Consider the following 25,667-nt stretch of genomic DNA (forward strand, 5'->3'; position numbering starts at 1 on the left):
AATGGACACAATTCCGCCCCCCAGCAGCACGAGAACCCCCTTGCCCACCGATCCAGTGCGGCAAGGGTTGTCATCTAGTCGTGGCTGGTCTCGTTTTTTGCTCCGCCTTTGAACCAGCGAAACAGGATGGCCATGACGGCCGCCAGAAACAGCACCAGCGAGGTAATCAGCAGGGCCCGGGTCAACAGTTCGCTGTGGTGGAGGAAGAAGGGTGTATTCATCGCCAGTTTGCCCACCAAACTGAGGCAGAGCGCCCACATAAAGGCACTGGCAAAGCTGGCTACGCACATCCGCAGCACGCTCAGGCGGCCAATCCCCATCAGCATGGGGGTCAGCACCCGCACAAACGGGATAAAACGGGAGGAGAACATCGCCAGAAAACCGTACTTTTTCAGCAGCCGGGTCGCCTTGGGCAGGCTGTCGGGAGGCAACATCCGTTCGATATGATCCATAAAGCGGGTGCGCTGCAGTGCCCGTCCCTGCCAGTAGGCGAGCACGGAACCTATGCCAGCAGCCAACGGCAGACAGACAAGGGTCACTTCGGGGCCAAACACCCCCATGCCCACCAACCCACCGGCCAGCAGTACCAGGCTGTCCCCCGGCAGGGGCAGGAAGACGAATGCGGACTCCAGCAGCAGTACCAGCATCAGGCAACTGATCAGCAGGGGTACCGCCTGCATCTGAACCAGGGCGTCAAAATCCTGATGCCAAATGGCCATCAGCATATCCAGCATGTCACTCTCCCTACTACACGGTTCATCATGAACGAGGCAGGGGTTATAGCACCCATCCCCTGAACAAAACGTTAATTTTGTCCGGCACAGGAAATAAAGTGTGTCGAAATATTGCTGCAATTAGGGAATGCAAGGAGGGCGAAAAGCAGAAACAAAAAGCCCCTCATCTTGCACGCACAAGGGAGAGGGGCAAACAGGCACAGAAATAAAACGGTTACTCGGCGATGGCCATCTGCCAGGTTTTGAAGCCGCCGGAGAGATTCTTCACTTTAAAGCCGTGTTGGCTCAGCAGGCGACAGGCGACATGGCCGCGCAGCCCGACCTGACAGCTGATCAGCAGCTCTTTCTCTTTGGGCAACTCATGGAGGCGACCACGCAACTCGTCGAGGGGGATATGCAGCGCCCCCGGAATCTGCCCCAGCTTGTCGAGCTCCGGGCCATTGCGCACGTCCACCACCAGCTGATGGGGGTTACGAGCCTGCACCTCGGCCACGTGGCAGAGCAGGGTGTCCCCTTTCAGATGGTTGCTCGCCACAAAGCCCGCCATGTTGATCACATCCTTGGCCGATCCAAAGGGCGGCGCATAGGTGAGCTCCAGATCCTGCAGGTCAAACACGGTGAGACCGGCGCGCTGGGCCACCGCCAGCACGTCGATGCGCTTGTCGATGCCATCCTTGCCGATGGCCTGGGCACCGTAAATCTTGCCATCCGGGGCAAACAGCAGCTTGAGGCTGACCGGATGGGCACCCGGGTAGTAACCGGCGTGGCTGCCCGGATGGACATAGACCTTCTCGAACGGCAATCCCAGTTGCACCAGTCGCTTCTCGTTGAGGCCGGTGCTGGCCACCGCCAGATCGAACAGCTTGCAGATGGCGGTCCCTTGGGTCTTCTTGTAGGTTTCGCTTCGGCCCAGCATATTGTCGGCGGCGATGCGCCCCTGCCGGTTGGCCGGGCCCGCCAGCGGGATCAGCACAGATTCGCCGGTGACGAAGTCAATCTCTTCCACCGCATCCCCTACCGCATAGATGAAGGGATCCGAGGTACGCATCCCGGCATCCACCTTGATGCCGCCCCGTGGGCCCAGCTCCAGCCCCGCCTTGGCGGCGAGCAGGGTTTCCGGCTTGACGCCGATGGCGAGGATCAAGAGACCGGTATCAAGATGGGAACCGTCATTGAGGGTCAGGCGCAGGCCACCGCTTTTGGCGGTCGGCACGGCGGAGGTCTTCTCGGCAGGCAGATCCAGACTCTCGATGGCGGTGAGGCCGGTGCGCAGGCGCAGGTCAATCCCCTCTTCCCGGATGCGGGCATGGAGCATGTTGGCCATCTCCTTGTCCACCGGTGCCATCACCTGATCGGCCAGCTCCAGCAGGGTGACATCCAGCTTGCGCTGATGCAGCGCCTCCATCATCTCCAGCCCGATAAAGCCGCCGCCCACCACGGTAACGTGGCGCGGCTGATCGTGATGCAGGGCCGCCAGAATGCGATCCATGTCCGGGATGTTGCGCAGGGTATAGACATGGGGGCTGTCGATACCGGGGAAGGGAGGACGGATCGGCGCAGCCCCCGGGCTCAGCAGCAGCACATCGTAATGCTCGCGCTGCTCTTCACCGGTTTGCAGGTTGCGCACCAGCAAGGTCTTGCCCGCCTTGTCGATCTCAATCACATCGTGGAAGACCCGCACATCGACGTTGAAACGGCGCTTGAAACTCTGGGGAGTCTGCAGCAGCAAGGCATCCCGGTCGGGGATATCGCCCCCGATGTGATAGGGCAGACCGCAGTTGGCGAAGCTGACAAACTCGCCCCGCTCGAACATCACGATCTCTGCCTCTTCACTCAAACGACGAGCACGAGCCGCCGCCGATGCGCCCCCCGCGACACCACCGATAATCAGGATCCGTTTCATCTGCAAGACTCCTCATACATGATAATGGGCAATAAATTAGACTTTTCTAATTTAGAATTCAATGAAATTTTGTTTCACACCATTTTGCAGTATTCTTGCAACCCCGACGGTTGCTTAACAGGATGTTGTTTGTTCATGTCGTCTACCGCACTCAGTCATCTTCCTCCTGCCCTCCAGACGCCGCTCTTTTTCCGTCTGGATCTGCGCAGTCAACGGCTGGTCGCCCTGACCGACGTGATGCAAACCCCGCTCTACTGGCTCGACGAACCGCGCGCCCCCTGGCCTGCCCAGCTGCCCGATGCCCTGCGCCTGCCCATCGAACAACTGTTGGCCAACGGCCATGGCGGCAAGATCACCGTGCGCTTTGCCAGCCAGTTGTGGCATATCGCCCTCGCCCACGAGCAGGATGGCTTCTGGCTCATCTGTCTGCAGAACCTTCGTCAGGAGCCCATCGCCGACCTGGCATTGCAACTGCCGCGCCTCAGCCAGATGGCGAGCCAGCAGCAGTATGCGCCCCTGCTCGAGGCCCTTAAAGAGAGTTTGGGGGCCGATCGGCTCATCCTCTGGCACTATCAGGCCAACGGCGATCTCGGCAGCGAACAACTCACCCCAGTGTTCACCCTGGGGGTCGAGGCGCTCTACCCCATTCGTGGTGACAGCCGCTATATCCGCGCCCTGCGTACCCGCAAATCGTTGAGCTTCTCGGAGGCCGCCCACCAGCCGATGCTGAGCAATCACCTCTATCTGACCAGTGCCGGTGTGCGCTCACGCCTCGATGGTGCCTTGCTGGAGCAGGACAAGCTGTTCGGGGTGCTGAGTCTGGAGTATCTCGATCCCACCCCGCTTAGCGAGGAGATGTTGCAGCTGGTGCGCAGCAGCGCCCAGCTGCTCGGCCACTGGCAGCCGCAACCGGAAGAGCACCGCGCCGAGCTGGCCCTCCCGCCCGAACTGCACCAACAGACCGGCATCGACTACTGCAAGACGCTGGTAAGCTGGGCCATGAGCGCCAGCGGTGCCCGGGTGGGCTGGATCGGCGAGTTCCAGCCCCGTGGTCAGGATCTCTGGATCATCCCCCGCTGCGTCATCAACGAAGAGATCTGCTCCACCCTCAAGCCCATCCAGCTCGACCCCGGCCCCGCTCAGGAGCTGTTCCAGCATGGTCAGGCCATCTATGTGGAAGATCTGCCCGTGCGCTATCCCAAAGCGACCCGGCTGCTCGCCCTCAATGCCAGCGCCTACATCGGCATTCCGCTCCATGGCCAGAGCGGCGCCCCCATTGGCCAGATCACCCTGCTGCTCGATACCCCCCTTGAGGAGCCCGAACAGCTTCTGGATCTATTGAGCAGCCAGCACGAGCGGGCCGCCATCGAACTCAAGCGCCTCGCAACCGACGATGCCCTGCGGCTGGCCGAGGTAGCCTTTAATACCCACGATGGACTGATTGTGATGGATCACAACGGCATCATCCTCAAGGTCAACCACTCCTTCAGCCGGATCACCGGATTTGGCGAGGTAGAGGTGATCGGTCACTCCATTCGCAAGCTGCGTCCCACCTACTACGGGGATCATCTCAAGGAAGATGTCAGCCGCACCGTCAACGAGCAGGAGTTCTGGCTCGGGGAAGAGCGCTGCCTGCACAAGGATGGTCACCTCTTTCCGGTGCGCTTGATGGTGAACGGCGTCAAGGATGAGCAGGGAGAACTGAGCCACTTTATCTGCAGCTTCTACGACATCACCCAGGAAAAAGAGGCGGCCAGACATATCGAGCAGCTCGCCTACTACGACGATCTCTGCGGTCTGCACAACCGCCGCAGCCTCAACCATATTTTGCAGCAGACCCTGAGCGCCTCCAACGGCCAGTGGGGCGCCCTGCTGCTGGTGGATCTCGACAACTTCAAGTCGATCAACGACTCCCTCGGTCACGCCTGCGGCGATCTGCTGCTGCAGGCCGTGGTGCAGCGTTTCAGGGAGCTGCCCCAGGACAATCTGGTGCAGGCGCGCATCTCGGGGGATGAGTTTGCCCTGCTCTTTACCCAGCTGGGACAAGGGGAAGTCACCGCCAAAATTCTGGCAGAGCACTTCGCCCGCGAGCTGATGGGGCTGTTTCGCACCCCGTTCGACATCGGCGATCACAAACTGCACTGCAGCGCCTCGGTGGGGATCAGCCTCTTCTCCGGCAACGAGACGGATCATCTGGTCCTGATGCAACAGGCCGACACCGCAACCCACATGGCCAAGCGCGCCGGTCAGGGCCACTACGTCTTCTTTACCGAGGCGATGGCCCAGCATGAGAAGAACCGGCTGACCCTTACCAATGAGCTGCGCGATGCCCTGCGTCACCACGAGCTGCAACTCCACTACCAACCGCAATACCGGGTCGACAATGGCTCGCTGTCGGGTATCGAGGCGCTGCTGCGCTGGCAGCGCAGCGACGGCACCATGGTACCGCCCGGGGAGTTTATCCCCATCGCCGAAGAGACCAGCCTGATCCTCGAAATCGGCTACTGGGTGATGAAGACCGCCTGCGCCCAATACAGCTTCTGGCTCAACCGTGGCCTGCAGATCCCCCATCTGTCGGTCAACGTCAGTGCCCGCCAGTTCCACACCCAGGGCTTCGTACAACAGGTGGAGTACATCTTGCGCGACACCGGTGTGCCCCCCTCCCGCCTGCTGCTGGAGGTGACCGAATCGGTAGTCTTGGAGAATCGGCAGGAGAGTATTGCCAGAATGCGCCAGCTCAAGGAGCTCGGCATCCTCATCTCCATCGATGACTTCGGTACCGGCTACTCGTCGCTGGCCTATCTGCGGGATCTGCCCGCCGATGAGGTGAAGCTGGACAGAAGCTTCATTCAGACCCTGGTACACAGCGAACAGGACAGAGCCATCGTCAAGGCGATACTCGATCTGGCCCAGGTCTTTCGTTTTACCGTCACCGCCGAAGGGGTGGAAGAGGAGGCGCAGCTGGCCATCCTCAAAGCACTGGGATGCCAGCATTATCAAGGGTTTCTCACCAGTCGGCCGCTCACCGTCAAGGGGCTGGAGCAGCTGCTTGGCAGCCGGGCGCCGGACTAAAGGTGTAGGATCAATAGGGGTTTATGTAATAAAATAACGGCCTGCTCGAATCGTTGGAGTTGTTTATGTCTGTCATTAATCGGATCCCTGCCGTTGAAATCAGCCAGCCAGCCGGAGCTCACGGCACCGTTGGCCGGATCCATTCCGTCGAAACCTGCGGCACTGTCGATGGCCCGGGAATACGCTTTATCGTATTCATGCAAGGCTGCCTGATGCGCTGCAAGTACTGCCACAACCGCGATACCTGGGATACCGAAGGTGGCCGCGAAGTGACCGTACCGGAGTTGATGAGTGACATCACCAGCTATCGCCACTTCATGAATGCCTCCGGCGGTGGCGTGACAGCGTCCGGCGGTGAAGCCATGCTGCAACCGGCTTTCATTACCGAACTCTTTACCGCCTGCAAAGAGAAAGGGATCCACACCTGTCTCGACACCAACGGCTTCGTCCGTCATCTCGACGAACAGGTGGACAAGCTGCTCGACCAGACCGATCTGGTGCTGCTCGACATCAAACAGATCAATGACGAGAAACACATTCCACTGACCCACGTCAGCAACAGATACACCCTGGAGTTTGCCCGCTATCTGGCAGCCAAAGGCAAGACCATGTGGATCCGCTACGTGGTGGTGCCGACCTGGAGCGACGACGACGAGAGCGCCGAAGGGCTGGGCCAGTTCATCGCCGAGCTGGGCGAGAGCGTGGAGAAGGTGGAGCTGCTCCCCTACCATGAGCTGGGCAAACACAAGTGGGACGTGCTGGGAGACCCGTACGAGCTGAGCGGGATCAAGCCCCCCAGCAAGGAGACCATGGAACGGGTCAAGGGCATCCTCGGCAAGTACCACAACAACGTCAAATATTGATGGTAAAAGCAGGCTGATTCGTCAGCCTGCTCTGCTATGGGGCGGTCGGGAAGGCCGCCCGGACTCTACTGCATGAATGGACGACAAGATGAGTGAAGGACAACTCGCCGCCCTCCTGATCTGGCTGGTACTGCTGGCCTTCAGCCTGCGCCGCTCCCTGTGGCAGACCCTCCATGACAACCCCCTCTATCAGCACCTGCTGCTGGGCAGTGCCATCGCGCTGGTGCCGCTCTGGTATCTAAGGGCCGGTCTGCATGAGGGACTGGAGGTCCATTTTCTCGGGCTCACCTCCCTCACCCTGCTGCTCGGCTGGCGGCTGGCGTTGCTCGCCCCCTGCCTGACCCTGCTGGTGCTCGGTTACTTCGGCGTCACCAATCTGGCCGATTTTGGCTGGCAAGCGCTGGTTGGCATCGCCCTGCCGGTGGCCACCAGCTGGCTGCTGTTTCTGGCCAGCTGGGCCTGGCTGCCGCGCCATCTCTTTGTCTATATCTTCGTGGCCGCCTTTCTCGGCGGCGCCATCACCATCTCGGTCAAGGTGGCCGCCAGCGCATTGCTGATGGGGCTGAGCGACAGCTACCCCTGGCACACCATCACGGCGGATTACCTCTCCATCTGGCCACTGCTGCTGTTTCCCGAAGCCCTGCTCAACGGCATGGCGATGACGGTGCTGGCCATCTACCGCCCCCACTGGGTCAATACCTTCTTCGACCGCACCTATCTGGGCAAGTAACGCTCTCTTTCCTGATCTGCGCCCATAAAAAAGGAGAGGCCATCGCCTCTCCTTTTGGTATTCAACATGTTGCCAAATCCCGGCTTAGTGCAGCTTCAGGGTCGGGCGCAGTACCCGGTTGATGCGACCCACCAGCATGATGAGGCCGGTCTTGACGTAGCCGTGCAGGGCGATCTGGTGCATCCGGTAGAGGGAGATGTAAACCAGACGGGCAATGTAGCCCTCCACCATCATGGAGCCGCGCATCAGGTTGCCCATCAGGCTACCCACGGTGGAGAAGCGGCTGAGGGACACCAGCGAACCGTGGTCGTGGTAGAGGTAGGGCTTCATCTCGCCGCCGTTCATCTTGGCCAGGATGTTCTTGAACGCCTGGCTGGCCATCTGGTGGGCAGACTGGGCGCGCGGCGGCACGAACTTGCCATCCGGCTGCGGGCAGGCGGCGCAGTCACCGATGACGAAGATGTTCTCGTCACGGGTAGTCTGCAGGGTCTCTTTCACCACCAGCTGGTTGATGCGGTTGGTCTCAAGACCGGCGATATCCTTCATGAAGTCAGGTGCCTTGATACCGGCCGCCCACACCATCAGATCCGCTTCAATCAGCTCGCCATCCTTGGTGTGCAGACCGTCGCTGGTCGCTTCGGTGATCATGGTGGCGGTACGCACGTCCACACCCAGCTTGACCAGCTCCTGATGGGCGGCGCCACTGATGCGCTCCGGCAGAGCCGGCAGAATGCGCGGGCCCGCTTCCACCAGGGTCACCTTCAGGCTGTCGGTGGTGAGGTTCTTGAAGCCGTAGGCGTAGAGCTGCTCGACCGCGTTGTAGAGCTCGGCAGAGAGCTCGACGCCGGTGGCGCCGCCGCCGACGATGGCAATCTTCACCTTATCGCCCGGCTTATATTCGGTGGCGAACTGCAAGAAGCGGTTCATCATGCTGTTGTGGAAACGGTGCGCCTGGGAGGGGCTATCGAGGAAAATACAGTTATCCTTGATGCCCTTGGTGTTGAAGTCGTTGGAGACAGAACCGATGGCCATCACCAGATAGTCGTAGGGCAGCTCGCGCTCGTTGACCACGATGTCGCCATTGTCGTCGTGGATCGGGGCCAGCACGATGCGTTTATCGTCACGCTTGATGTCGGTCAGGGTGCCGAGCTGGAAGTCGAAACCGTGGTTCTTGGCGTGAGACTGGTAGCTCAGGGCATCGATGCCCGCATCCATGGAGCCGGTGGCTACTTCGTGCAGCAGGGGTTTCCACAGGTGGGTGCGGTTGCGATCGACCAGAGTGATCTTGGCCTTGTTCTTCTTGCCAAGCTTGCGACCCAGACTGGTAGCCAGCTCCAGGCCACCGGCGCCGCCGCCTACAACGACAATATTCATCATGATGATTTTCCTCGGTTCCTCAAAACGAAAGGGAGCCATTGGCTCCCTAAAACGAAATCGGTCGACGTGATGGATCAGGCTTCTTTGAAGGCCTTCATCCGCTGCAGATGATGCGAGATATTTTTGAACTTATGAGTCTCGCGCTCATCCCACACGATGTCGTAATAGTTCTTCAATTCACGTTCAGTGTCCCGATTATCGCGCACTTCATCCTGAACGGAAAGGATACACAGGCAGTTTCCTGAATTTTTCTTACGAAATTCAGTTACACACTTGGTACCGATATCGTCATATTCTTCCGGCCGGTCGATCTTGCCCTGCATGTTCTCTTCCGGATGGAGGTTGGGGTTGAAGATCACCTGGCGAATGCCGCACAGAAAGCCGATGCGCTCGCTCCAGTAGCCGCCAAGACCCACGCCGCAGATCAGCGGTTTGGGATCGGTACTCATATCGAGCTGTTTTTTCACTTCCTTGAGCAGATGGCTCATATCATGACGGGGGTGAACCGTGCTGTAGTGCACGAAACGCACATCATCATCAATAAACTGCAACTGCAGCACTTTCTCGTGATTGCCTGGGCTGGTGGCATCAAAGCCATGCAGATAGATGATCATGGATAAGACCTCAGGATCTGTGTCGGTTTTATCGAAACTACCCCAGCGGCGGCCATGCGCGCCACCAAAACATCCAACTTTCTTGCTTTGGATCACGCCCCCGCCCCCGATTGCGCCCTGCGGCCCGCGAGCGCCGTCACATGCAGAGGGGCGCATTGCGAGCAACGTTATGGTGCCCGGCTATCAAAGTGAGATCGCCAGACCAATAATGATAAACCCCTTACCAATCTGAGATGCCCCCACCTCCTTCCCCTGCCAACAGCCGGACACTTATCTGGCCGGTATGTGACTCATCCCGCAAAAACAAGGCGTTATCGCCAAACGTTTTCTCTCGTGAGCGGCGTTGTGCATGTTTTGTGCACTGACCCGTGCTGCACCGGGTCCCTCTCACTACTGCCGAGGGATCTGGCACCTCTGTCAATACACGAGATCAATGACCGGGAAAGCTGCGGCTTTCACTATCTTGCCTGTAGCAGTTGCGCGGGCTTCAAGGAGTGATCTGTTCATGAACGAGACCAATCCCCCCTCCCCCCGACCGGGTGCGCGCAAGCGCCCGGTGGATGAAGTGGAGCGCATGCTCCCCATGGGCCAACTCTTTACCCTGGGCCTGCAACATGTGCTGGTGATGTACGCTGGCGCCGTGGCGGTGCCACTGGTGATTGGCGGCAGTCTGGGGCTGCCCAAGGATCAAATCTCCTACCTTATCAGTTCGGATCTCTTCTGCTGCGGCATCGTCACCCTGCTGCAATGTGTCGGGATTGGCCGCTTTGCCGGGATCCGGCTGCCGGTCATCATGTCGGTCACCTTTGCCGCCGTGATGCCCATGCTGGCCATCGGAGCCAACCCGGATCTGGGGCTGACGGGCATCTTCGGCGCCACCATCGCCGCCGGTATCATCTCGACCCTGCTGGTGCCGCTGATAGGTCGGCTGATGCCGCTCTTCCCCACCGTCGTCACCGGGGTGGTTATCACCTCCATCGGGATCAGCATCATGCAGGTGGGGATCGACTGGATGGCGGGGGGCAAGGGTAATCCGGAATATGGCAGCCTGCGCTATATCGGCACCAGCTTTCTGGTGCTCGTCTTTATCCTGCTGGTGACCCGCTTCACCAAGGGCTTTTTCAGCAATATCTCGGTGCTGCTCGGGATCATCTTCGGTTTCGTGGTGGCCATCGCCATGGGCGAAGTGAGCCTCGATGGCCTCGGCGAGGCAGCCTGGTTTGCCCCCATAGTGCCCTTCGCCTTCGGCTGGCCCACCTTCGATCCCATCTCCATCGCCACCCTGACGGTGATCATGCTGATCACCTTTATCGAGTCGATGGGGATGTTTCTGGCCCTTGGCGACATCGTCGGCCATCCGGCCAGGCGCGGTGATATCGTGCGCGGGCTGCGGGTGGATGGCATCGGCACCATTATTGGTGGGATATTCAACAGCTTCCCCCACACCTCCTTCTCCCAGAATATCGGTCTGGTGAGCGTGACCGGGGTATCGAGTCGCTGGGTCTGCGTGATGTCGGGGGGGATCCTGCTCGCCTTTGGCCTCATCCCCAAGATGTCGGTGCTGGTCGCCTCCATCCCGCCCTTCGTGCTGGGGGGCGCCGGTATCGTGATGTTCGGTATGGTGCTGGCCACCGGCATTCGCATCCTGGCGCGCACCGATTACAACAGCAACCGTCACAACCTCTATATCGTCGCCATTAGTCTCGGAATTGGCATGATCCCGACGGTCTCCGGGAATTTTTTCCAACAGCTTCCGGCGCAGCTACAACCGCTTTTTCATAGCGGTATCCTGCTGGCCACCATCAGCTCGGTGCTGCTCAACCTCTTCTTCAACGGCTATCAGCCGGATCTGACTCACCAGACCCGTCCTCTGTTCGTTGGTCCCATCAAACCGCAACAAAAGCAGGCATAACAAACAGGCCCCCGGACAGCGAGACTGTCCGGGGGCCTGTTTGTTAATATCACCGCTGACCCAATCAGGCAGGCAACTGCGCGAAGCGTTCTACCGCCTGCGCTACCTGTGCCAGACTCCCCTGCCAGAAGGCGGCCTCACGGATATCCTGCCCCAGATGCTTGGCTACCAGATCTTCGGCGCTCATCCGGCCAGTATCGCGCAACAAGGCACGATAGGCCTCGGCAATGCCCTCTTCCCCCGCCGCCTTGCGGCTCATCAACTGCTGATAGACCCCGAGGCTGAACAGATAACCGAACAGATAGGGATAGTTGTAAAAGCCCAGCCCCGCGATGGAGAAGTGCGCCTTGGCCGCCCAGAACATGGGGTTATAGCGGGTCAGGCTCCCCTCATACCAGCGTCCCCACGCCTCGTCGGTCAACGCCTTGAGCCGCTCTGCCGACACATAACCCTGCGCTCGCTCGGCGACCAAGGCCTGCTCGAAATCGAAGCGAGCCGGGATATTGACCAAGAAGGTGGCCGCGCCGTCGGCCTCGGCCCAGGCGATGGCCAACTGCTCTTCCGGGCTTTGCGCCTGCTCGAACAGGGCGCTGCGCACCAGGGTTTCGGCGAAGATGGAGGCGGTCTCCGCCAGCGTCATGGGGTAGCTGCGCTGACTCATCGGCAGATCGCGAATGACCCAGTTGTGCCATGCGTGGCCCAGCTCATGGGCCAGGGTAATGACGTTATCCATGGTGCCGGCATAGGTAACGAAGACCCGCGGTTCGACCGGTTCGGCAAACTTGGTGCAGTAGGCGCCGGTGTGGCGATTTGGCGTGGGCGCCGCATCAATCCACCCCTTCTCGGCCATCATGCGGGCAAACGCCCCCATCTCGGGATCGAAACGGCTAAAGGCATCGGCAATCAACTCGACCGCCTCATCAAAAGGAATGTCGCGGCTGCTGGAAGCAGGCGGCGGCGCAAAGAGATCCTCCGGCCCCAGATCGTCGAGACCAAGGCGCTCGGCCATCAGCTCCAGGGCGCGCTGGCCCAACCCACGGGCTCGCCAGGTTTCGCTCATCAGGGCATCGAGGGTGGCACGCTCGATATGGCTCTGGTGGCAGGAGAGATCCAGCGCATCGAGCAACCGGGTGTTGCCACGCTGGCGGGCCAGCTCCAGCCGCCAGCCGTTGAGGGCATTGAGGATGGCGGCCACCGTCTCCTGCTCTCCCTCCCAGCCAGCACTGATGGCATCAAAGGCTTCTAAACGCAGCGCACGTATCGGGCTGGAGAGCAGATTGCTCGCCTCGGCCAGCCCCATCTCGCGGCCATCAATGGTCAAGCGGATCTTGCCCACCAGATCGTTATAGAGGTTGCCCCAGGCGTGTAGACCATCGGTGCCCAGACCAATCACCAGCTGCTCCGCCGCCACCGGCAAGCGCTGATCCTGCAAACGACGCTCGTGGCGCAGGCGGTACGCCTCCTCACCGAGCAGCGGATCACTCATCAGCGCGGCGAATTCCTCTTCCGGCAACGCCAGCATCAGATCTTCCACCGGTGCCAGGGTCTTGAACAGATCGGCGTTGAGGGCGCGGGCACGGGACGCCAGCTGTTTGGCCTGCGGATCCCGCGCATCCTGACTGCCGCGGCACGCGGCCAGAATGGCGACGTTCCAGCCGATATGGCGAATATCACGGGCGCGCAGCCGCACTTCCCGCAAGAAATCCAGCAGCGCTGCGTCAGCGTCGTGCACCCCGTCCAGACCCGCCATATAGCTGGCCAGCTCCTCCAGCGCGTGGCGGGCGGCGCGCATGTCCGCTTCCAGCTCGGGGCTGTCGAGGCCCGGGTAGATATGGTCGTTATTCCACTGTTGTTGATACATAACTTCTCGCAAAGACCTTTATCGGGAGGCGCAACAGACCTGCGGGCAGCAAGTCCGAAACCAGGCAACCCGAAGGCCAAAAAATGAAGAGAGGAAAAAAGAGACAATGGCCCGCAAGCTCGCTTATCCCTTGGCCGGGGCAATACGGCTCACCAGCGTCATCACGGCAACCAGCAGCAGACCCGCCACCACACCGGCCACGGCGTTGAGCAGAGTCGGCGTCACCGCCGCCAGTACAGCCCCCACTGTGGGCAGGGTGGCAACGACAGCGGCTGCACCTTCAATCAGGTGATGGGCAAAGGGCCAGCCATGCACCAGAATGCCACCGCCCACCATAAACATGGCGATGGTGCCGACCAGTGCCAGCAGGTGCATCAGGCGGGGCGCCGTCACCAGCAGTCCCTGCCCCACCGCGCGACGCAGGGCGCTGCCATCGGGTTTTTGCAGCAGATGCAGACCGATGTCATCGAGCTTGACGATCAGCCCCACCAACCCGTAGACCCCGATGGTCATCAGCAGGGCGATGCCTGCCACTACCGAGAGCTGCAGCGCGAGGCTTGCTCCCTGTACCGTGCCAAGGGCGATGACGATGATCTCGGCAGAGAGAATAAAATCGGTGCGAATCGCCCCTTTTACCTTCTGCTGCTCGAAGGCTACCAGATCATCGGGAATGGGGGCTGTATGTGCCTCCCCCTCGCTCACTTCATGGGGCAGGAACTTGTGGGCCAGCTTCTCGGCCCCCTCAAAGCAGAGGTAGGCACCTCCCAGCATCAAGAGCGGCGTGATAAGCCAGGGCACCAGGGCACTGATGGCGATGGCGGCGGGCACCAGAATCAGCTTGTTGCGAAATGACCCCTTGGCCACCGCCCACACCACCGGCAGCTCCCGCTCGGCACGCACCCCGGAGACCTGCTCCGCGTTGAGGGCCAGATCATCCCCCAACACCCCGGCAGTCTTCTTCGCCGCCATCTTGGTCATCAGCGCCACGTCATCAAGCACGCTGGCGATATCGTCGAGCAGGGCCAACAAACTGGTTCCAGCCATATCAAAGATCCCTTATATCAGTGAGAAACGTCTTCCCGAAAAATGTCTCGCGCTTGTTCACCACGAACTTGGTCATCAGCGCCACGTCATCAAGCACGCTGGCGATGTCATCGAGCAGGGCCAACAAACTCGTTCCGGCCATATCAAAGATTCCTTATATCTGTGAGAACAACCCCGGGAGAGAGGTGTACGTCCCGATAACCACCAGGGTCAACAGGACCACCTCATGGCGATCGCAGGCCATCATCGGTCGCGCCAAGAATCCGGCGCTCACCATCGGGGGTTACGTCTTTCGGGCAAAAGATGGCACAGTGTAACGAGAAGCCGCCGTTTCGGCAGCACCCCTGAGCCATTTGTTCCTGGTTCCCTCTGAATCACCTCAAGGAGTTCCCATGCAACCCTGGCAACCTCTGCTCGATTTCTGGTTTGGCGACGAAGCCGATGATGTCCTGCGGGCCACACGGCAAGCCCCCCTCTGGTGGGGAAAAAGCAGCGAAACGGATGCCCTGCTGGCCAGCCGCTTTGGCGAGCTGGCAGAGGCCGCGGCCAAGGGCAGCCTCACCCACTGGGCCGATGCTCCCAGCGGTCGGCTGACGCTGATCCTGCTGCTTGACCAGCTGCCGCGCAATATCCATCGCGGCACGCCTGCGGCCTTTGCCCAGGATCCGCTGGCCAGGGATCTCTGCCTGAAAGGGCTATCCATCGGGGCGGACAAATCCCTCTCGCCACTGGAGCGGGTCTTCTTCTATCTGCCGCTGGAACATGCTGAATCCCGCGAACAACAGGCCAGAAGTGTGGCCCTGTTCGAGGCACTGGCTGCCGAGCAGGCTGGCACACCGGCGCAAGCGACCTTCGCAGGATTTGCCGACTTTGCCCGCCGCCATCAGGTGATCATCGAACGCTTTGGCCGCTTCCCCCACCGCAACGACATTCTGGGTCGCACCAGCACACCGGAAGAGGCGGCATTTTTGCAGCAACCGGGCTCAGGCTTCTAAGCAGGTCATATAAAAAATCCCCGCCAGCTGGCTGGCGGGGATAGCGGATGGATAACAACTCTCGGCGTTACTGAATGCGATAGCGGGATATCTGCTGGTGGATGCTCTCGGTGGTGACATTGAGCTCCTCGGCTGCGGCTGAGGTCTCCTCCGCTGTGCTGCTGGTTTGCTGCACGACCTGAGCAATCTGCTCCACCTGATGGGCAATCGACTCGGCGGCCGAGCTCTGCTCGCGGATGGCATTGGTGATCTCGCCCACCTGCTCCATCACCCGGTGCGACGCACTGCGGATCTCGGCAATAATGGCGCCACTCTCGGTCGCCATGGTGACCCCCTGACTCACCTTCTCCTCCACAAGATGCATGCGGGAGACCGTATTGTTCGACTCCTGCTGGATCGCCTCTACCGTGGCGGAGATCTCCTGGGTGGATTGGGCTGTGCGCTCAGCCAGTTTGCGCACTTCATCTGCCACCACCGCAAAGCCACGGCCGGACTCCCCGGCCCTCGCCGCTTCAATGGCCGCGTTCAAGGCCAGCAAGTTGGTCTGCCCCGCCACATCACGGATCACGTTGACCACACCGCCAATGCGCGAAATGCCCTCACCCAGCGCAATGACCTCGGCCGAGGCCTGCCGGATCGAGTCGGCTATCTCGTTGATGGCATGGACGGTGCGCTCGATGGTCCGGCCTCCCTCGGTCGCCAGCTGCCCCGACTCATTGGTGATGCGGCTCGTCTCCTGAGTACGCTGAGAAATATCGGTGATGCTGACCGTCATCTCTTCCACACCGGCGGCAATCAGACTGGTAGCATCATTGGCCTGACTGGCCGAGCTGGCCAGGTGTTGCGCTGCCTGAGAGAGGGATTCAGCGGTGCTCTTGATCTGCAAGCTGCCGACGGAAAATTCGGTAAATGTCTGTTGCAGCGTATCGAGCAGCCGGTTGACCGCATTGAGGGTCAGGCCAATCTCATCCTGCTGTTTCACGTCTGCTCTGAGGGTAAAGTTGAGGTCACGCTGGATCCGGGTCAGGGTATCCATGGCGGTGCGAAGGGGATTGGCCACCTGATTGAACAACCAGACAAACAGCCCCATCGTCAGTATGGTGGCACCACCGGCGATAAACAACAGGGTTTGCAGGCTGTTGTCGTAGTTCTCCTGGCCCTGCTTCTTGATCGCCAGTCCCAAATCCATATTGAAGTTGACGTGAAGCTCGATTGCCTTGGCAAACTGCTCAAACAGTCTAGAGGCCTCCGTCGCCAGCTCGTCTCTTGCTTCATCGTTCTTGTTTTGGCTGGAGAGCTGCAGAACCTTGTCTATCTCCTGATAATATTGCGCGATAATGCGTTGATCATCATCGGTCAGGCGCCGATCTTCATCATTGGAGAGCATCTCGGCTTTATATTTTTCCAGCAGCGAACTGATCTGTTTACGCTTATCGGCGATGTCCGTTTCGATCTGCTGCATCTTGCTATTGTCAGTGTTGAGGATATGAGTCTGTACATGCGAATGCAGCTCATAGAAATCGGCCTGTACTTCCTTAATCAGAGAAATACTGGGCACCGTATTATCCGTCACATAGCTCAAATCACGGTTGCCTGCCCCAAGGCGGTTGATACTGAACCAGCTGAGAAAAATGAGCGCAAGGATAACCAGCAGGGCTATCAGTTGCAGTCGGCGAGCAATATTCATAACCGTACACTCCAGATGGAAACTATCTAGCAGTGTAGACGAGCCATAAACAACAACGGCCCGCATTGGCGGGCCGTTGTTGTTTATTTTTCATGGCGTTGTGATCAGGCTTTGGCTGGCTCACTCTCGCCCAGCGCGACGGTTTCACCCAGACTGTCTTCGGTCTTGGCAACCACGCTGGCGGCGATGGCGTTACCCAGCACGTTGGTGGCTGAACGGCCCATGTCGAGGAAGTGGTCGATCCCCAGCAGCAGCAAGATGCCCGCTTCCGGAATATGGAACTGGTTCAGGGTAGCGGCAATCACCACCAGAGAGGCGCGCGGTACCCCGGCCATCCCCTTGGAGGTGACCATCAGCAGCAGCAGCATGGTGATCTGCTGGGCCATGGAGAGCTCGATGCCATACGCCTGGGCGATGAACATCACCGCGAAGGTGCAGTACATCATGGAGCCATCGAGGTTGAAGGAGTAACCCATCGGCAGCACGAAGCTGGCGATGCGCTTGTCACAACCGAACTTCTCCAGACGATCCAGGGTCTTCGGATAGGCCGCTTCGGAGCTGGCGGTCGAGAAGGCGAGCAGGATGGGTTCGCGGATCATCGCCAGCAGTTTGATGACGCGACCACGCAGGAAGACGCTACCCATGGCGATCAGCAGCAGCCAGAGGCAGGCCAGCGCGATATAGAACTGGGCCATAAAGCTGCCGTAAGTGACCAGAATACCCAGCCCCTCTTTGGCCACCATGGCGGCGATGGCGCCAAACACCGCGAACGGCGCAAAGTTCATCACGTAGCCGGTCACTTTCAGCATGATCTCGGCGGCACTGGCCATCAGCACCACTACCGGCTTAGCCAGATCGCCGAGCGCAGCGGCAGCCAGACCGAAGAAGAGGGAGAAGACCACGATCTGCAGGATCTCGTTGGTGGCCATCGCCTCGACCACGCTTTTGGGAATGGCGTGGGTCACGAAATCTTTCAGGGTAATGGCACCGGCAGCAATGCCCGAGCTGGCGGTGTCATTGGGCAGGGAGAGCGAGAGACCCACACCCGGCTGCATCAGGGTCACCATCACCAGACCCAGGCTCAGGGACATCAGGGAGGCCAGCATGAACCAACCGAGGGTCTTGGCACCGATACGCCCCACGGTGCGGGTGTCGCCCATCTTGGCGATACCGACCACCAGGGTAGTGAAGACCAGGGGAGCGATGATCATCTTGATCAGGCGCAGGAAGATATCGGTCAGGATCGTGATGTTATTGGCGAAATCCGCAGCCTGATCTGCGGCAAACATCCGATAGCCCTGGCCGGTGAGGATGCCAAACATCATGGAGATGAGGATGGCGACCGTCAGTTTATTCATTTTCATGGGGGAGTCCCGGTTTTGATTGGTGCAAGCCGTAAACAGTGGCGTGGGAGCCACTACAGTCCGTTTTTGTGATCCGAGCCGTTGATTCCTGGCGGCTGGTATGCTGGGAGAATGCCTAAAAGCAGGGGGTAAATCTAGAGGCTTTATCCAGAATTTTATCCTGCCATTAGGTGTATGTGATATAGATCTTGCAAACCACCAATATTAATCACTGTTTATTTTGATTTCGGCGAGATATTTCGCATTCAGAGTTCGCTCATCGAGTGCCCGTGACAACAGGCGAAAAGTGAGCAGCGCCGAGATGGTATGCTGCACCTGCATCTGGGCCATAAAGAGATCCGGTTCATTTTCGTCAAAGCCGAAGATCGGCCGTGATGGGGTCACCCTGACGGCATCGCGGTTAATGGTCAGCTCATCGACCTTGAGCCAGGAGTAACCCTCTGCCAGTGCCAGCTCCCCTGCCCGCTTGAGCACATATTTGCGGGCGGTCTCCCTGTCCACCAGATCGTTGCCGACAAACTCCAGCTGCCACTTGTCAGGGCCAAGCCGGGTCTGGGAGAAACCGGTCTGGCCGTTCCAGAATGACTTTTCACTCTCGTAAGGGGTGGCGCAGCCCACCAGCAGCAGGGTGAGCATCAGCAGACAACAGGGTTTAGATACGGATGCAGACACGAGAGGCCTCGCCAGGCAAATGAGCAACAGAGTCGTTACTACACCATAAAGCGCGGTGGCTGCACAATCGACTCACGCCAACAGCGACCAGCGTGCATCACCACTGGCTTCGCGCCTGTGCGGCAAATCGCAGGCAAAAGAAAAGGCCTTGTCGTTTGACAAGGCCTTTACCGGGTAATTTGGTCGGTGTGAGAGGATTCGAACCTCCGACCCTCTACACCCCATGCAGATGCGCTACCTGGCTGCGCTACACACCGACGGAGTCAGCTCGGCTGACGGGGGCAGAGTTTATGGAGATGACCCTGCCCTGTCAACAGGGAAACGCCGCCAATTCCTAAGCCACGGTGCGTTCGCCTGCTTTGCGAACAATCAGCGGTTAAAGGTCAGCCGCTTGCCCAGGATCTGGTCAGTCACCTGCCCGTTTTGCCAGGCGATCTGGCCGTTCACCAGCGTCATCTCCACCGTGCTGTGGAAGCGGTAGCCGTTGAAAGGCGACCAGCCACAGTGGTAGAGGATGTTGTCATCGTTGACCACATAGGGCTTGCCCAGATCCAGCAGCACCAGATCGGCGAAATACCCCTCGCGGATATAACCGCGATCCTGCACCTGGAAGCGCTCGGCCACCGCATGGGAGGTCTTCTTGACGATAGTCTCCAGGGTAAACACGCCGTTGTGGTAGAGCTCCAGCAGCGCCTGCAAAGAGTGCTGCACCAGCGGCACACCGGACGGCGCCTTGAAGTAGCTGTTCTGCTTCTCTTCCCAGGTGTGGGGCGCGTGGTCGGTGGCGATGATGTCGAGCACGTCGTTGCGCACTGCATCGAGCAGCGCCTGTTGGTCGGCGGCACTCTTCACCGCAGGGTTGCACTTGATCAGGCTGCCCTGGGTCTCGTAATCGGCATCATTGAAGAAGAGGTGGTGCACACACACCTCGGCGGTGATGTTCTTGTCCTTCAGCTCGCTCAGGTCATGGCTGGCGGTAAACAGCGACAGCTCCTTGGCCGAGGTCAGATGCAGCACATGCAGCTTGGCACCGTACTGCTTGGCCAACGCCACCGCCATGCTGGAGGATTTGTAGCACGCCTCGTCACTGCGAATGCGGCCGTGCTCGCCCATCGGCACATTCTCGCCCCACTTGGCCCGCGCCGCCTCTTCCGCCTTGGCGATGGTCGGAGTGTCTTCGCAGTGGGTCACGATCATCACCGGACTTTCGCGGAAGATGGCCGCCAGGGTCTCCTGATTGTCCACCAGCATGTTGCCGGTCGAGGAGCCCATAAACACCTTGACCCCGCAGGACTGCTTGGGATCGAGACGCTTGATCTCTTCAAGGTTGTCGTTGGTGGCGCCGAGATAGAAGCTGTAGTTGGCGACAGAGGAGTTGGCGGCGATCTGGTATTTGGCTTCGAGGGCGTCGAGGGTGGTGGTCTGGGGATTGACGTTGGGCATTTCCATGAAACTGGTGGTGCCACCGGCGACGGCGGCGCGGGATTCGCTGGCGATAGTCCCCTTGTGGGTCAATCCCGGCTCCCGGAAGTGGACCTGATCATCGATCATTCCGGGGATGAGATGGCGACCTGCGGCATCGATCACCAGCGCATCGGGCGCCTCGAGATCTGGGGCGATGCGGGCAATCCGTTCCCCCTCGATCAACACATCGGAGGCATAGATGCGGCCTTCGTTGACCAGGGTGGCATTCTTGATAAGCAGTTTGTTCATGGGGGGTTCCAGTTCCTTTGCCGATAATCGCGGGTCATAATAGCGCAAAACTGCCCTTTCTCTGTAGCAAGGCCTGACTGATGAAGTTATTTGTAAGAGATTTGACCGTGATCGACTCCAGCTACCTGTGCGAACGCCGCGGCATGGTGGGCGAGAGCTGGCTGGTAGATATCGAAATGAGCGGTGAGCTCAACGAAATGAGCATGCTGCTGGACTTTGGCCGGGTAAAGAAGCTGATCAAGTCGATCATCGATGAAGAGGTGGACCACAAGCTGCTGGTGCCGACCGAGTGCCCGCTGATCCACGTCGAGACACTGGATGGTGACGAAAGCACAGTGGATCTGCTGCGCCCGGGGCGCTCCATCCATCTGCGCAGCCCATCCCAGGGCTTCGCCTTTATCCCGGCTCCGCAAGTTGATAAAGAGTCGGTGACCCGCTACCTGCTGGCGGTACTGGCCAAACGGCTGCCGGGCAATATCAAGGATCTCTCCCTGACCCTGCGTCAGGAGACGATCACCGGAGCCTTCTACCACTACAGCCACGGCCTGAAAAAGCACGATGGCAACTGCCAGCGCATCGCCCACGGCCACCGCTCCCCCATCGAGATCCACGTCGATGGTGAGCGCGACCAGGAGCTTGAGCTCAACTGGGCCGAGCGCTGGGGCGATATCTACCTTGGCACCGAGGAGGACAAGGTGGCGCTGACCGAGCTCGCTTTGAGCCCTCTCGCCAATGCCCAGCTTGGTGAGCATCACTGCGGCTTCAAATATGTGGCGCCCCAGGGGCTGTTCCAGCTGGCCATCCCCAGCGCCGAGGTGGAGATGATCGACACTGACACCACAGTCGAGCTGCTGGCCTGCTATATCGCCCGCGAAGTGAAGAAGATGGTGGGCGACAAGTTCGTCAAGATTGTCGCCTATGAAGGGGTCGGCAAGGGCGCGATTGCCTACGCCTGATCCCCTTGTCACGGCCGCAATAGAGAAGGCCCCGCATCTGCGGGGCCTTGTTGTTTCAACTCTCGACCATCAGGCGCTGAGGCGGAAGCGCTTGACCAGGCTCTCCTGCTGCTCGGCAAGGGAGTCCAGCTGCTGGCTGGTCTCGGCCACTCGCTCGATCCCCTGATAGTTGAGATCCGAGATATCGGAGATGCGGTTGAGGTTGGTGGCGATATCGGCGCTGGTGGCCTGCTGCTGCTCGGCGGCAGAAGCGATCTGGCTCGACATGTCGCTGATCAGCACCACAATCCCCTGCACCTCCTCCATGGCGTTGTTGGCGTGAGAGCTCTGATCCACGCAGCTGTCCATCTCGCGAGAGCACTCCTGCATTACGATCACCGCCTTGGCAACCCCCTGCTGCAGGTTCTCGATCATGGTCTGGATCTCGCTGGTGGACTGGGCGGTACGGCCCGCCAGACTGCGCACCTCATCCGCCACCACCGCAAATCCGCGCCCCTGCTCGCCGGCCCGCGCCGCTTCGATGGCGGCGTTGAGGGCCAGCAGATTGGTCTGCTCGGCGATGCCTCGAATGACATCGAGGATGTTGCCGATCTGGCTGCTCATGGCGCTCACATCGCCAATCACCTTGCCGGTCTGTTGCAATTTGCCTGCAAGTTGATGAGTGGTGGTGATATTGCCCGCCATCACCTTGCGCCCCATCTCGGAGGCCTTCTCCACATCCTGCACCCGCTCCAGGGTCTGGTTGGCGGCCTGCGCCACTTCCCGCACCGAGGCCTCCATCTGGGTCATGGCGGCGGCGACCGAGGCGGTCTCCTGCCGCTGTTTTTCCAGATCCGCCCGCACTGATTCGGTGGTGTGGCGGTTGCCGTGGGCGGCATCGTTAAGCTGGGCAGACGCTTGTGAAAGCTGTGCCAGCACCTCCCCCATCTGGGCAATCAGCAGGTTGATCTGGCTGCCCAGCTGGCCGAATTCGTTCTTGCTCTGAAAACCGATGCGCTGGGTCATGTCGCCCTGGGTCACTTCGGTCAGCACCCGCAGCAACTCCCTGAGCGGACGGCGAATGGCCTTGCCCAGGGTATAAGCCACCAGCATGGCGATCAGGATGGCGACGACGATGCTGGTTCCCTGGGTCAGAGTGCTCTGGCTCTGAGTGGCTTTGGCGTGCGCAATGCTTTGACTCATCAGCTGCTGACTCTGGCCGGTGATCCGCTCAAGCCGGTTCTGGATCTCGACGATGAGAGCGCTAGCCTGCTTGCTCTTCTCCCGCATCTGCTCCTGCTGCTTCATCAGCGCCAGATACTGGGAGAGCACGCCTTCGCTTGCGGTGGTGTCGCGCACAAAGCCGTGAACATAGTGGCCCATGTCGTTCTCGAAATTCTTGAGCTCCCCCTGCAGATCCTTGATGGTGCTGTTGAACCCCTCGATCTGCATCTTGTTGCGCTTGAGCGCCCCTTCGATGGGGGTCGGAATGGTCTGATTGAGGGCGTCCATGGTGGAGAGTTCGATGGCGGAAAGCTTGGTGGTCAGGGTCTCGGAGAGCATCTTGATAAAGCTGTCGTCGATGGTGACCATCATGTCACCCAGACTCTTCTTGAACTGGGGCAGACTGACCTGAAACTGCCCCTTGGCCAGATTGACCTTGTGCAGTCGGGTGAGCAGCGCCTCGTGTTCGCCTGGCAGGGTATCGGTCAGTTGCAGGTAGCTGTCGACCTGTTGGCTAAGGCTGCTCATCTCCCCTTGCAGTTCGGGGTGGTGGGCGACCTGCTGGCGCAAGATGTCGAGGCTCTTGCCCACCGCAGCCTTGGCCTGTTTCAGTTCGGCCACTTCGGCCGGCAGCTGTTTGGGGTCCTGCTCGGTGAGCACATCCCCCAGCCACTTGTTGGCGCTGAGCAGGGTGATCTGGGTCTGGCTGCTGGCAATCACCAGCGGCATCGACTGCTGGGTCACCTGCTCCAGTGCGTTCCCCAGAGTCTCCTGACTACGAAATGTGAGCAGTGAACTGGCCACCATCACGGCCACCAGGATCGCGAAGCCAAGGTAGACTCGCTGCAAGATGGAGAGATCCGACATTGTTTGTTTCATTATTGTCCCGCTGTATATGCAAAAGTCCCTTGCCTGAGTACCCCGTCCTTTTGATACCCTGCAGACCACCCTGAACAGGCGTTGCAGATGACGTCCCTCTGGCTATCGGTATTTTTAACAATAACTGAAGGGAATGGGACATCAGCTGTGTCAAATGTCGGCTTGTGTCACACTTGGCGTGCTGCTCGCCCCCCTTTCGGGAGCCGCTTGGGGTTCTAGTTCAATTTTCTGTTTCATATAAGGGAGTTAGCCATGGCGCAAGAAACCATTTTCAGCAAAATCATCCGTAAAGAGATCCCCGCCGACATCCTTTATCAAGACGATCTGGTCACCGCATTCCGGGATATCCAGCCCAAGGCCAAGACCCATATTCTGATCATCCCCAATGTGCTGATCCCCACCGTCAATGACGTGGAAGCCGAACATGAACTGGCCCTTGGCCGGATGTTCACCGTGGCCCGCAAACTGGCCGCTGAGGCTGGCATCGCCGAAGATGGCTACCGCCTCATCATGAACTGCAACCGCCACGGCGGGCAGGAGGTCTACCACATCCACATGCATCTGGTCGGTGGCCAGCCGCTGGGGCCGCTGCTCAGCCTGTAATGAATCGCCACGCCTCAACCTGCCGCAGCGCCCTGTTGCTCTGCGGCGCCCTGCTGTTGCTGGGAGGCTGTGCCTCCCGCTGGCAGGATATGTTCGTCTCCTACTCCGATCAGATGGTGCCCCTGCGCAACCAGCTGCTGCTGGGCCATGCCGCCGAGGCGCTGCCCGAAGTGCGCGACTCCACCCTGGGGGATGACACCTTTGTGCTGGATCGGCTCGAACAGGGGCGCATTGCCTGGCTCGCCGGTCAGGATGCGAGCAGCAAGCAGGCGTTCACCGACGCCGACAGCCGCCTTCAGTGGGAAGACAATCAGGCCGAATACCGGCTGAGCCACGGTCTGGATCAGGTGGGCAGTCTGCTCACCAACGACCAGTCGATGGCCTATCTCACTCCCGATTACGAACGCACCATGCTGCACCACTATCTGGCCCTCAACTACCTGCAACGGGGTGATGCCGATGGCGCCCTGGTGGAGGTGCGCCGGGCCAATCAGGTGCAGGAGCAGGCCCTGAAACGGCGAGCCGATGAGGTGCGCAAGGCGAAGGGTGAGAGCGAAGAGGCCGAAGCAGAAGGCGAGATGCGCCAGCTGATGTCGCGCGGCGCACCGGATCTCGACCGGTTGATCGGCAAGGTCAAGAACGGTTTTCAGAACGCCTATACCTTCTATTTTTCCGCCGTGCTCTATGAGGCGGCCGGGGATCTCAACGATGCCTGGGTCGACTATCAGCGCGGCTACCAGATAGCACCGGACAACCGCAGCCTGCAAGATGCCTTGCTGCGTCTGGCGCGGCTGCGTGGCTCACCGGACGAGATCCGCGAGACCGAGAAAAAGATAGGCCGCAAAGCGCCGCCGCTTGCAAAAGATCAAGGCCAACTGGTGGTGCTGTTTGAAGATGGTTTGATCCCGGCACGGCGCGAACTGTTCCTGCCGCTCCCCATCTCCACCTCCCGCGGCGATTTTCGCACCTTTACCGTCGCCATCCCCTATTACGATAATCGGGCCAGCGACACCGGCCCGCTGACGGTGGAAGTCGGCAAGCGGGCCTGGCAGACCAGCGAGCTGGTCAGGCTGGAAGCGCTGGCCGCCAAAGATCTGCAGGAGCGGCTGCCCGGCATGCTGACCCGCCAGGCGCTGCGACTGGTGGCCAAGGAGCAGATGCGCCGCACCGCCGCCAAAGAGGGAGGGGATGTGGGCAATATTCTGGTGGGGATCTTCAACACCCTCTCCGAGCGGGCCGATACCCGCAGCTGGCTGACGCTGCCGGCGCAGGCATCGAGCTGGCAGGGGATGGTACAGGCAGGTGACATCAATCTCACCCTGGGCGCGGGGGCAGCGCAGCGGCAATTGCCGCTCACCATCCACAAGGGCCGCACCACCCTGGTCTGGGTACAGCGCCTCGGCGCCGGTCTGACCACCCGGGTGATGCCGCTCTGAGCAAGACGATTAACCGGGCAGCCCCCAATGCTGCCCCACTCACTCCAAT

The 25,667-nt window shown here is 59.9% G+C and carries 20 protein-coding genes and 1 tRNA gene; 8 read left to right on the forward strand and 13 right to left on the reverse strand.

The window, feature by feature from the left end:
- Positions 1-74: 74 nt before the first annotated feature.
- Both OKC31_RS01035 and OKC31_RS01040 read right to left on the reverse strand, forming a co-directional pair.
- On the reverse strand, positions 75-734 hold the full coding sequence (locus OKC31_RS01035) for a DedA family protein (RefSeq protein WP_270655987.1): 660 nt from the start codon (positions 732-734) through the stop codon (positions 75-77).
- A 214-nt stretch (positions 735-948) separates the two neighbouring features.
- On the reverse strand, positions 949-2,637 hold the full coding sequence (locus tag OKC31_RS01040) for an FAD-dependent oxidoreductase (protein ID WP_100653433.1): 1,689 nt from the start codon (positions 2,635-2,637) through the stop codon (positions 949-951).
- Between the two features lie 135 nt (positions 2,638-2,772).
- Here OKC31_RS01040 and OKC31_RS01045 point away from each other — a divergent pair, with 135 nt between their 5' ends.
- The 3 genes from OKC31_RS01045 (at position 2,773) to OKC31_RS01055 (ending at position 7,302) form a co-directional block, all read left to right on the forward strand.
- Entirely contained in the window at positions 2,773-5,709 is a 2,937-nt protein-coding gene (locus OKC31_RS01045; protein WP_100653432.1) for a sensor domain-containing phosphodiesterase, read from the forward strand.
- A 65-nt stretch (positions 5,710-5,774) separates the two neighbouring features.
- Positions 5,775-6,572 (forward strand): pyruvate formate lyase 1-activating protein, encoded by a 798-nt coding sequence (gene pflA / locus OKC31_RS01050; protein WP_005333994.1) that lies wholly within the window; start codon positions 5,775-5,777, stop codon positions 6,570-6,572.
- Positions 6,573-6,660: 88 nt separating this feature from the next.
- Complete coding sequence (locus OKC31_RS01055; protein WP_005361550.1) at positions 6,661-7,302, forward strand: energy-coupling factor ABC transporter permease; 642 nt, start codon at positions 6,661-6,663, stop codon at positions 7,300-7,302.
- Between the two features lie 84 nt (positions 7,303-7,386).
- Here OKC31_RS01055 and OKC31_RS01060 read toward each other — a convergent pair whose 3' ends face one another.
- Both OKC31_RS01060 and ycfP read right to left on the reverse strand, forming a co-directional pair.
- Entirely contained in the window at positions 7,387-8,679 is a 1,293-nt protein-coding gene (locus OKC31_RS01060; RefSeq protein WP_005333998.1) for an NAD(P)/FAD-dependent oxidoreductase, read from the reverse strand.
- Between the two features lie 74 nt (positions 8,680-8,753).
- The gene (gene ycfP / locus OKC31_RS01065; protein WP_005334000.1) at positions 8,754-9,293 is read right to left on the reverse strand and encodes an alpha/beta hydrolase YcfP; all 540 of its coding nucleotides are present in this window, start codon (positions 9,291-9,293) and stop codon (positions 8,754-8,756) included.
- Positions 9,294-9,798: 505 nt separating this feature from the next.
- Between ycfP and OKC31_RS01070 the strand changes: the two genes are divergently transcribed.
- Positions 9,799-11,205, forward strand: coding sequence for a nucleobase:cation symporter-2 family protein (locus tag OKC31_RS01070; RefSeq protein ID WP_069527695.1), 1,407 nt, complete (start codon positions 9,799-9,801; stop codon positions 11,203-11,205).
- A gap of 64 nt (positions 11,206-11,269) precedes the next feature.
- On the opposite strand, the gene OKC31_RS01075 is transcribed toward OKC31_RS01070, so the two are convergent.
- The 3 genes from OKC31_RS01075 to OKC31_RS01085 form a co-directional block, all read right to left on the reverse strand.
- Positions 11,270-13,066, reverse strand: coding sequence for a M3 family oligoendopeptidase (locus OKC31_RS01075; protein WP_270655989.1), 1,797 nt, complete (start codon positions 13,064-13,066; stop codon positions 11,270-11,272).
- A 123-nt stretch (positions 13,067-13,189) separates the two neighbouring features.
- Positions 13,190-14,110 (reverse strand): DUF808 domain-containing protein, encoded by a 921-nt coding sequence (locus OKC31_RS01080; RefSeq protein WP_139740797.1) that lies wholly within the window; start codon positions 14,108-14,110, stop codon positions 13,190-13,192.
- A 1-nt stretch (position 14,111) separates the two neighbouring features.
- Positions 14,112-14,252 carry a hypothetical protein gene (locus OKC31_RS01085; RefSeq protein ID WP_167572119.1) on the reverse strand — a complete coding sequence of 47 codons (141 nt, stop codon included), beginning with the start codon at positions 14,250-14,252 and terminating at the stop codon, positions 14,112-14,114.
- 250 nt (positions 14,253-14,502) lie between these two features.
- Between OKC31_RS01085 and OKC31_RS01090 the strand changes: the two genes are divergently transcribed.
- Complete coding sequence (locus OKC31_RS01090; protein ID WP_270655990.1) at positions 14,503-15,105, forward strand: DUF924 family protein; 603 nt, start codon at positions 14,503-14,505, stop codon at positions 15,103-15,105.
- A 67-nt stretch (positions 15,106-15,172) separates the two neighbouring features.
- Here OKC31_RS01090 and OKC31_RS01095 read toward each other — a convergent pair whose 3' ends face one another.
- The 5 genes from OKC31_RS01095 to OKC31_RS01115 all read right to left on the reverse strand — a co-directional run bounded on the left by OKC31_RS01095 (position 15,173) and on the right by OKC31_RS01115 (position 20,541).
- The gene (locus OKC31_RS01095; protein WP_118853636.1) at positions 15,173-16,792 is read right to left on the reverse strand and encodes a methyl-accepting chemotaxis protein; all 1,620 of its coding nucleotides are present in this window, start codon (positions 16,790-16,792) and stop codon (positions 15,173-15,175) included.
- Positions 16,793-16,896: 104 nt separating this feature from the next.
- Entirely contained in the window at positions 16,897-18,156 is a 1,260-nt protein-coding gene (locus tag OKC31_RS01100; RefSeq protein ID WP_005334018.1) for a dicarboxylate/amino acid:cation symporter, read from the reverse strand.
- Positions 18,157-18,360: 204 nt separating this feature from the next.
- Positions 18,361-18,792, reverse strand: coding sequence for a CC0125/CC1285 family lipoprotein (locus tag OKC31_RS01105; RefSeq protein ID WP_219264040.1), 432 nt, complete (start codon positions 18,790-18,792; stop codon positions 18,361-18,363).
- 216 nt (positions 18,793-19,008) lie between these two features.
- A tRNA-Pro gene (locus tag OKC31_RS01110) sits at positions 19,009-19,085 on the reverse strand.
- A 112-nt stretch (positions 19,086-19,197) separates the two neighbouring features.
- Positions 19,198-20,541: a dihydroorotase gene (locus OKC31_RS01115; RefSeq protein ID WP_219263690.1), complete on the reverse strand. Its 1,344-nt coding sequence runs from the start codon at positions 20,539-20,541 to the stop codon at positions 19,198-19,200.
- Between the two features lie 80 nt (positions 20,542-20,621).
- Between OKC31_RS01115 and OKC31_RS01120 the strand changes: the two genes are divergently transcribed.
- On the forward strand, positions 20,622-21,497 hold the full coding sequence (locus tag OKC31_RS01120) for a 6-pyruvoyl trahydropterin synthase family protein (protein WP_270655992.1): 876 nt from the start codon (positions 20,622-20,624) through the stop codon (positions 21,495-21,497).
- Between the two features lie 69 nt (positions 21,498-21,566).
- Here OKC31_RS01120 and OKC31_RS01125 read toward each other — a convergent pair whose 3' ends face one another.
- Positions 21,567-23,579 (reverse strand): methyl-accepting chemotaxis protein, encoded by a 2,013-nt coding sequence (locus OKC31_RS01125; protein ID WP_236315986.1) that lies wholly within the window; start codon positions 23,577-23,579, stop codon positions 21,567-21,569.
- 252 nt (positions 23,580-23,831) lie between these two features.
- On the opposite strand from OKC31_RS01125, the gene hinT reads away from it, so the two are divergent.
- Both hinT and OKC31_RS01135 read left to right on the forward strand, forming a co-directional pair.
- On the forward strand, positions 23,832-24,182 hold the full coding sequence (hinT, locus tag OKC31_RS01130) for a purine nucleoside phosphoramidase (protein ID WP_005334033.1): 351 nt from the start codon (positions 23,832-23,834) through the stop codon (positions 24,180-24,182).
- On the forward strand, positions 24,182-25,618 hold the full coding sequence (locus tag OKC31_RS01135) for a COG3014 family protein (protein ID WP_270655995.1): 1,437 nt from the start codon (positions 24,182-24,184) through the stop codon (positions 25,616-25,618). Before hinT ends, OKC31_RS01135 begins: the two co-directional genes overlap by 1 nt.
- The last annotated feature ends 49 nt before the right edge of the window (positions 25,619-25,667 follow it).

Source organism: Aeromonas sp. Y293-4, from assembly GCF_027705905.1.
In the GTDB taxonomy this organism is placed as follows: Bacteria; Pseudomonadota; Gammaproteobacteria; order Enterobacterales; family Aeromonadaceae; genus Aeromonas; species Aeromonas veronii.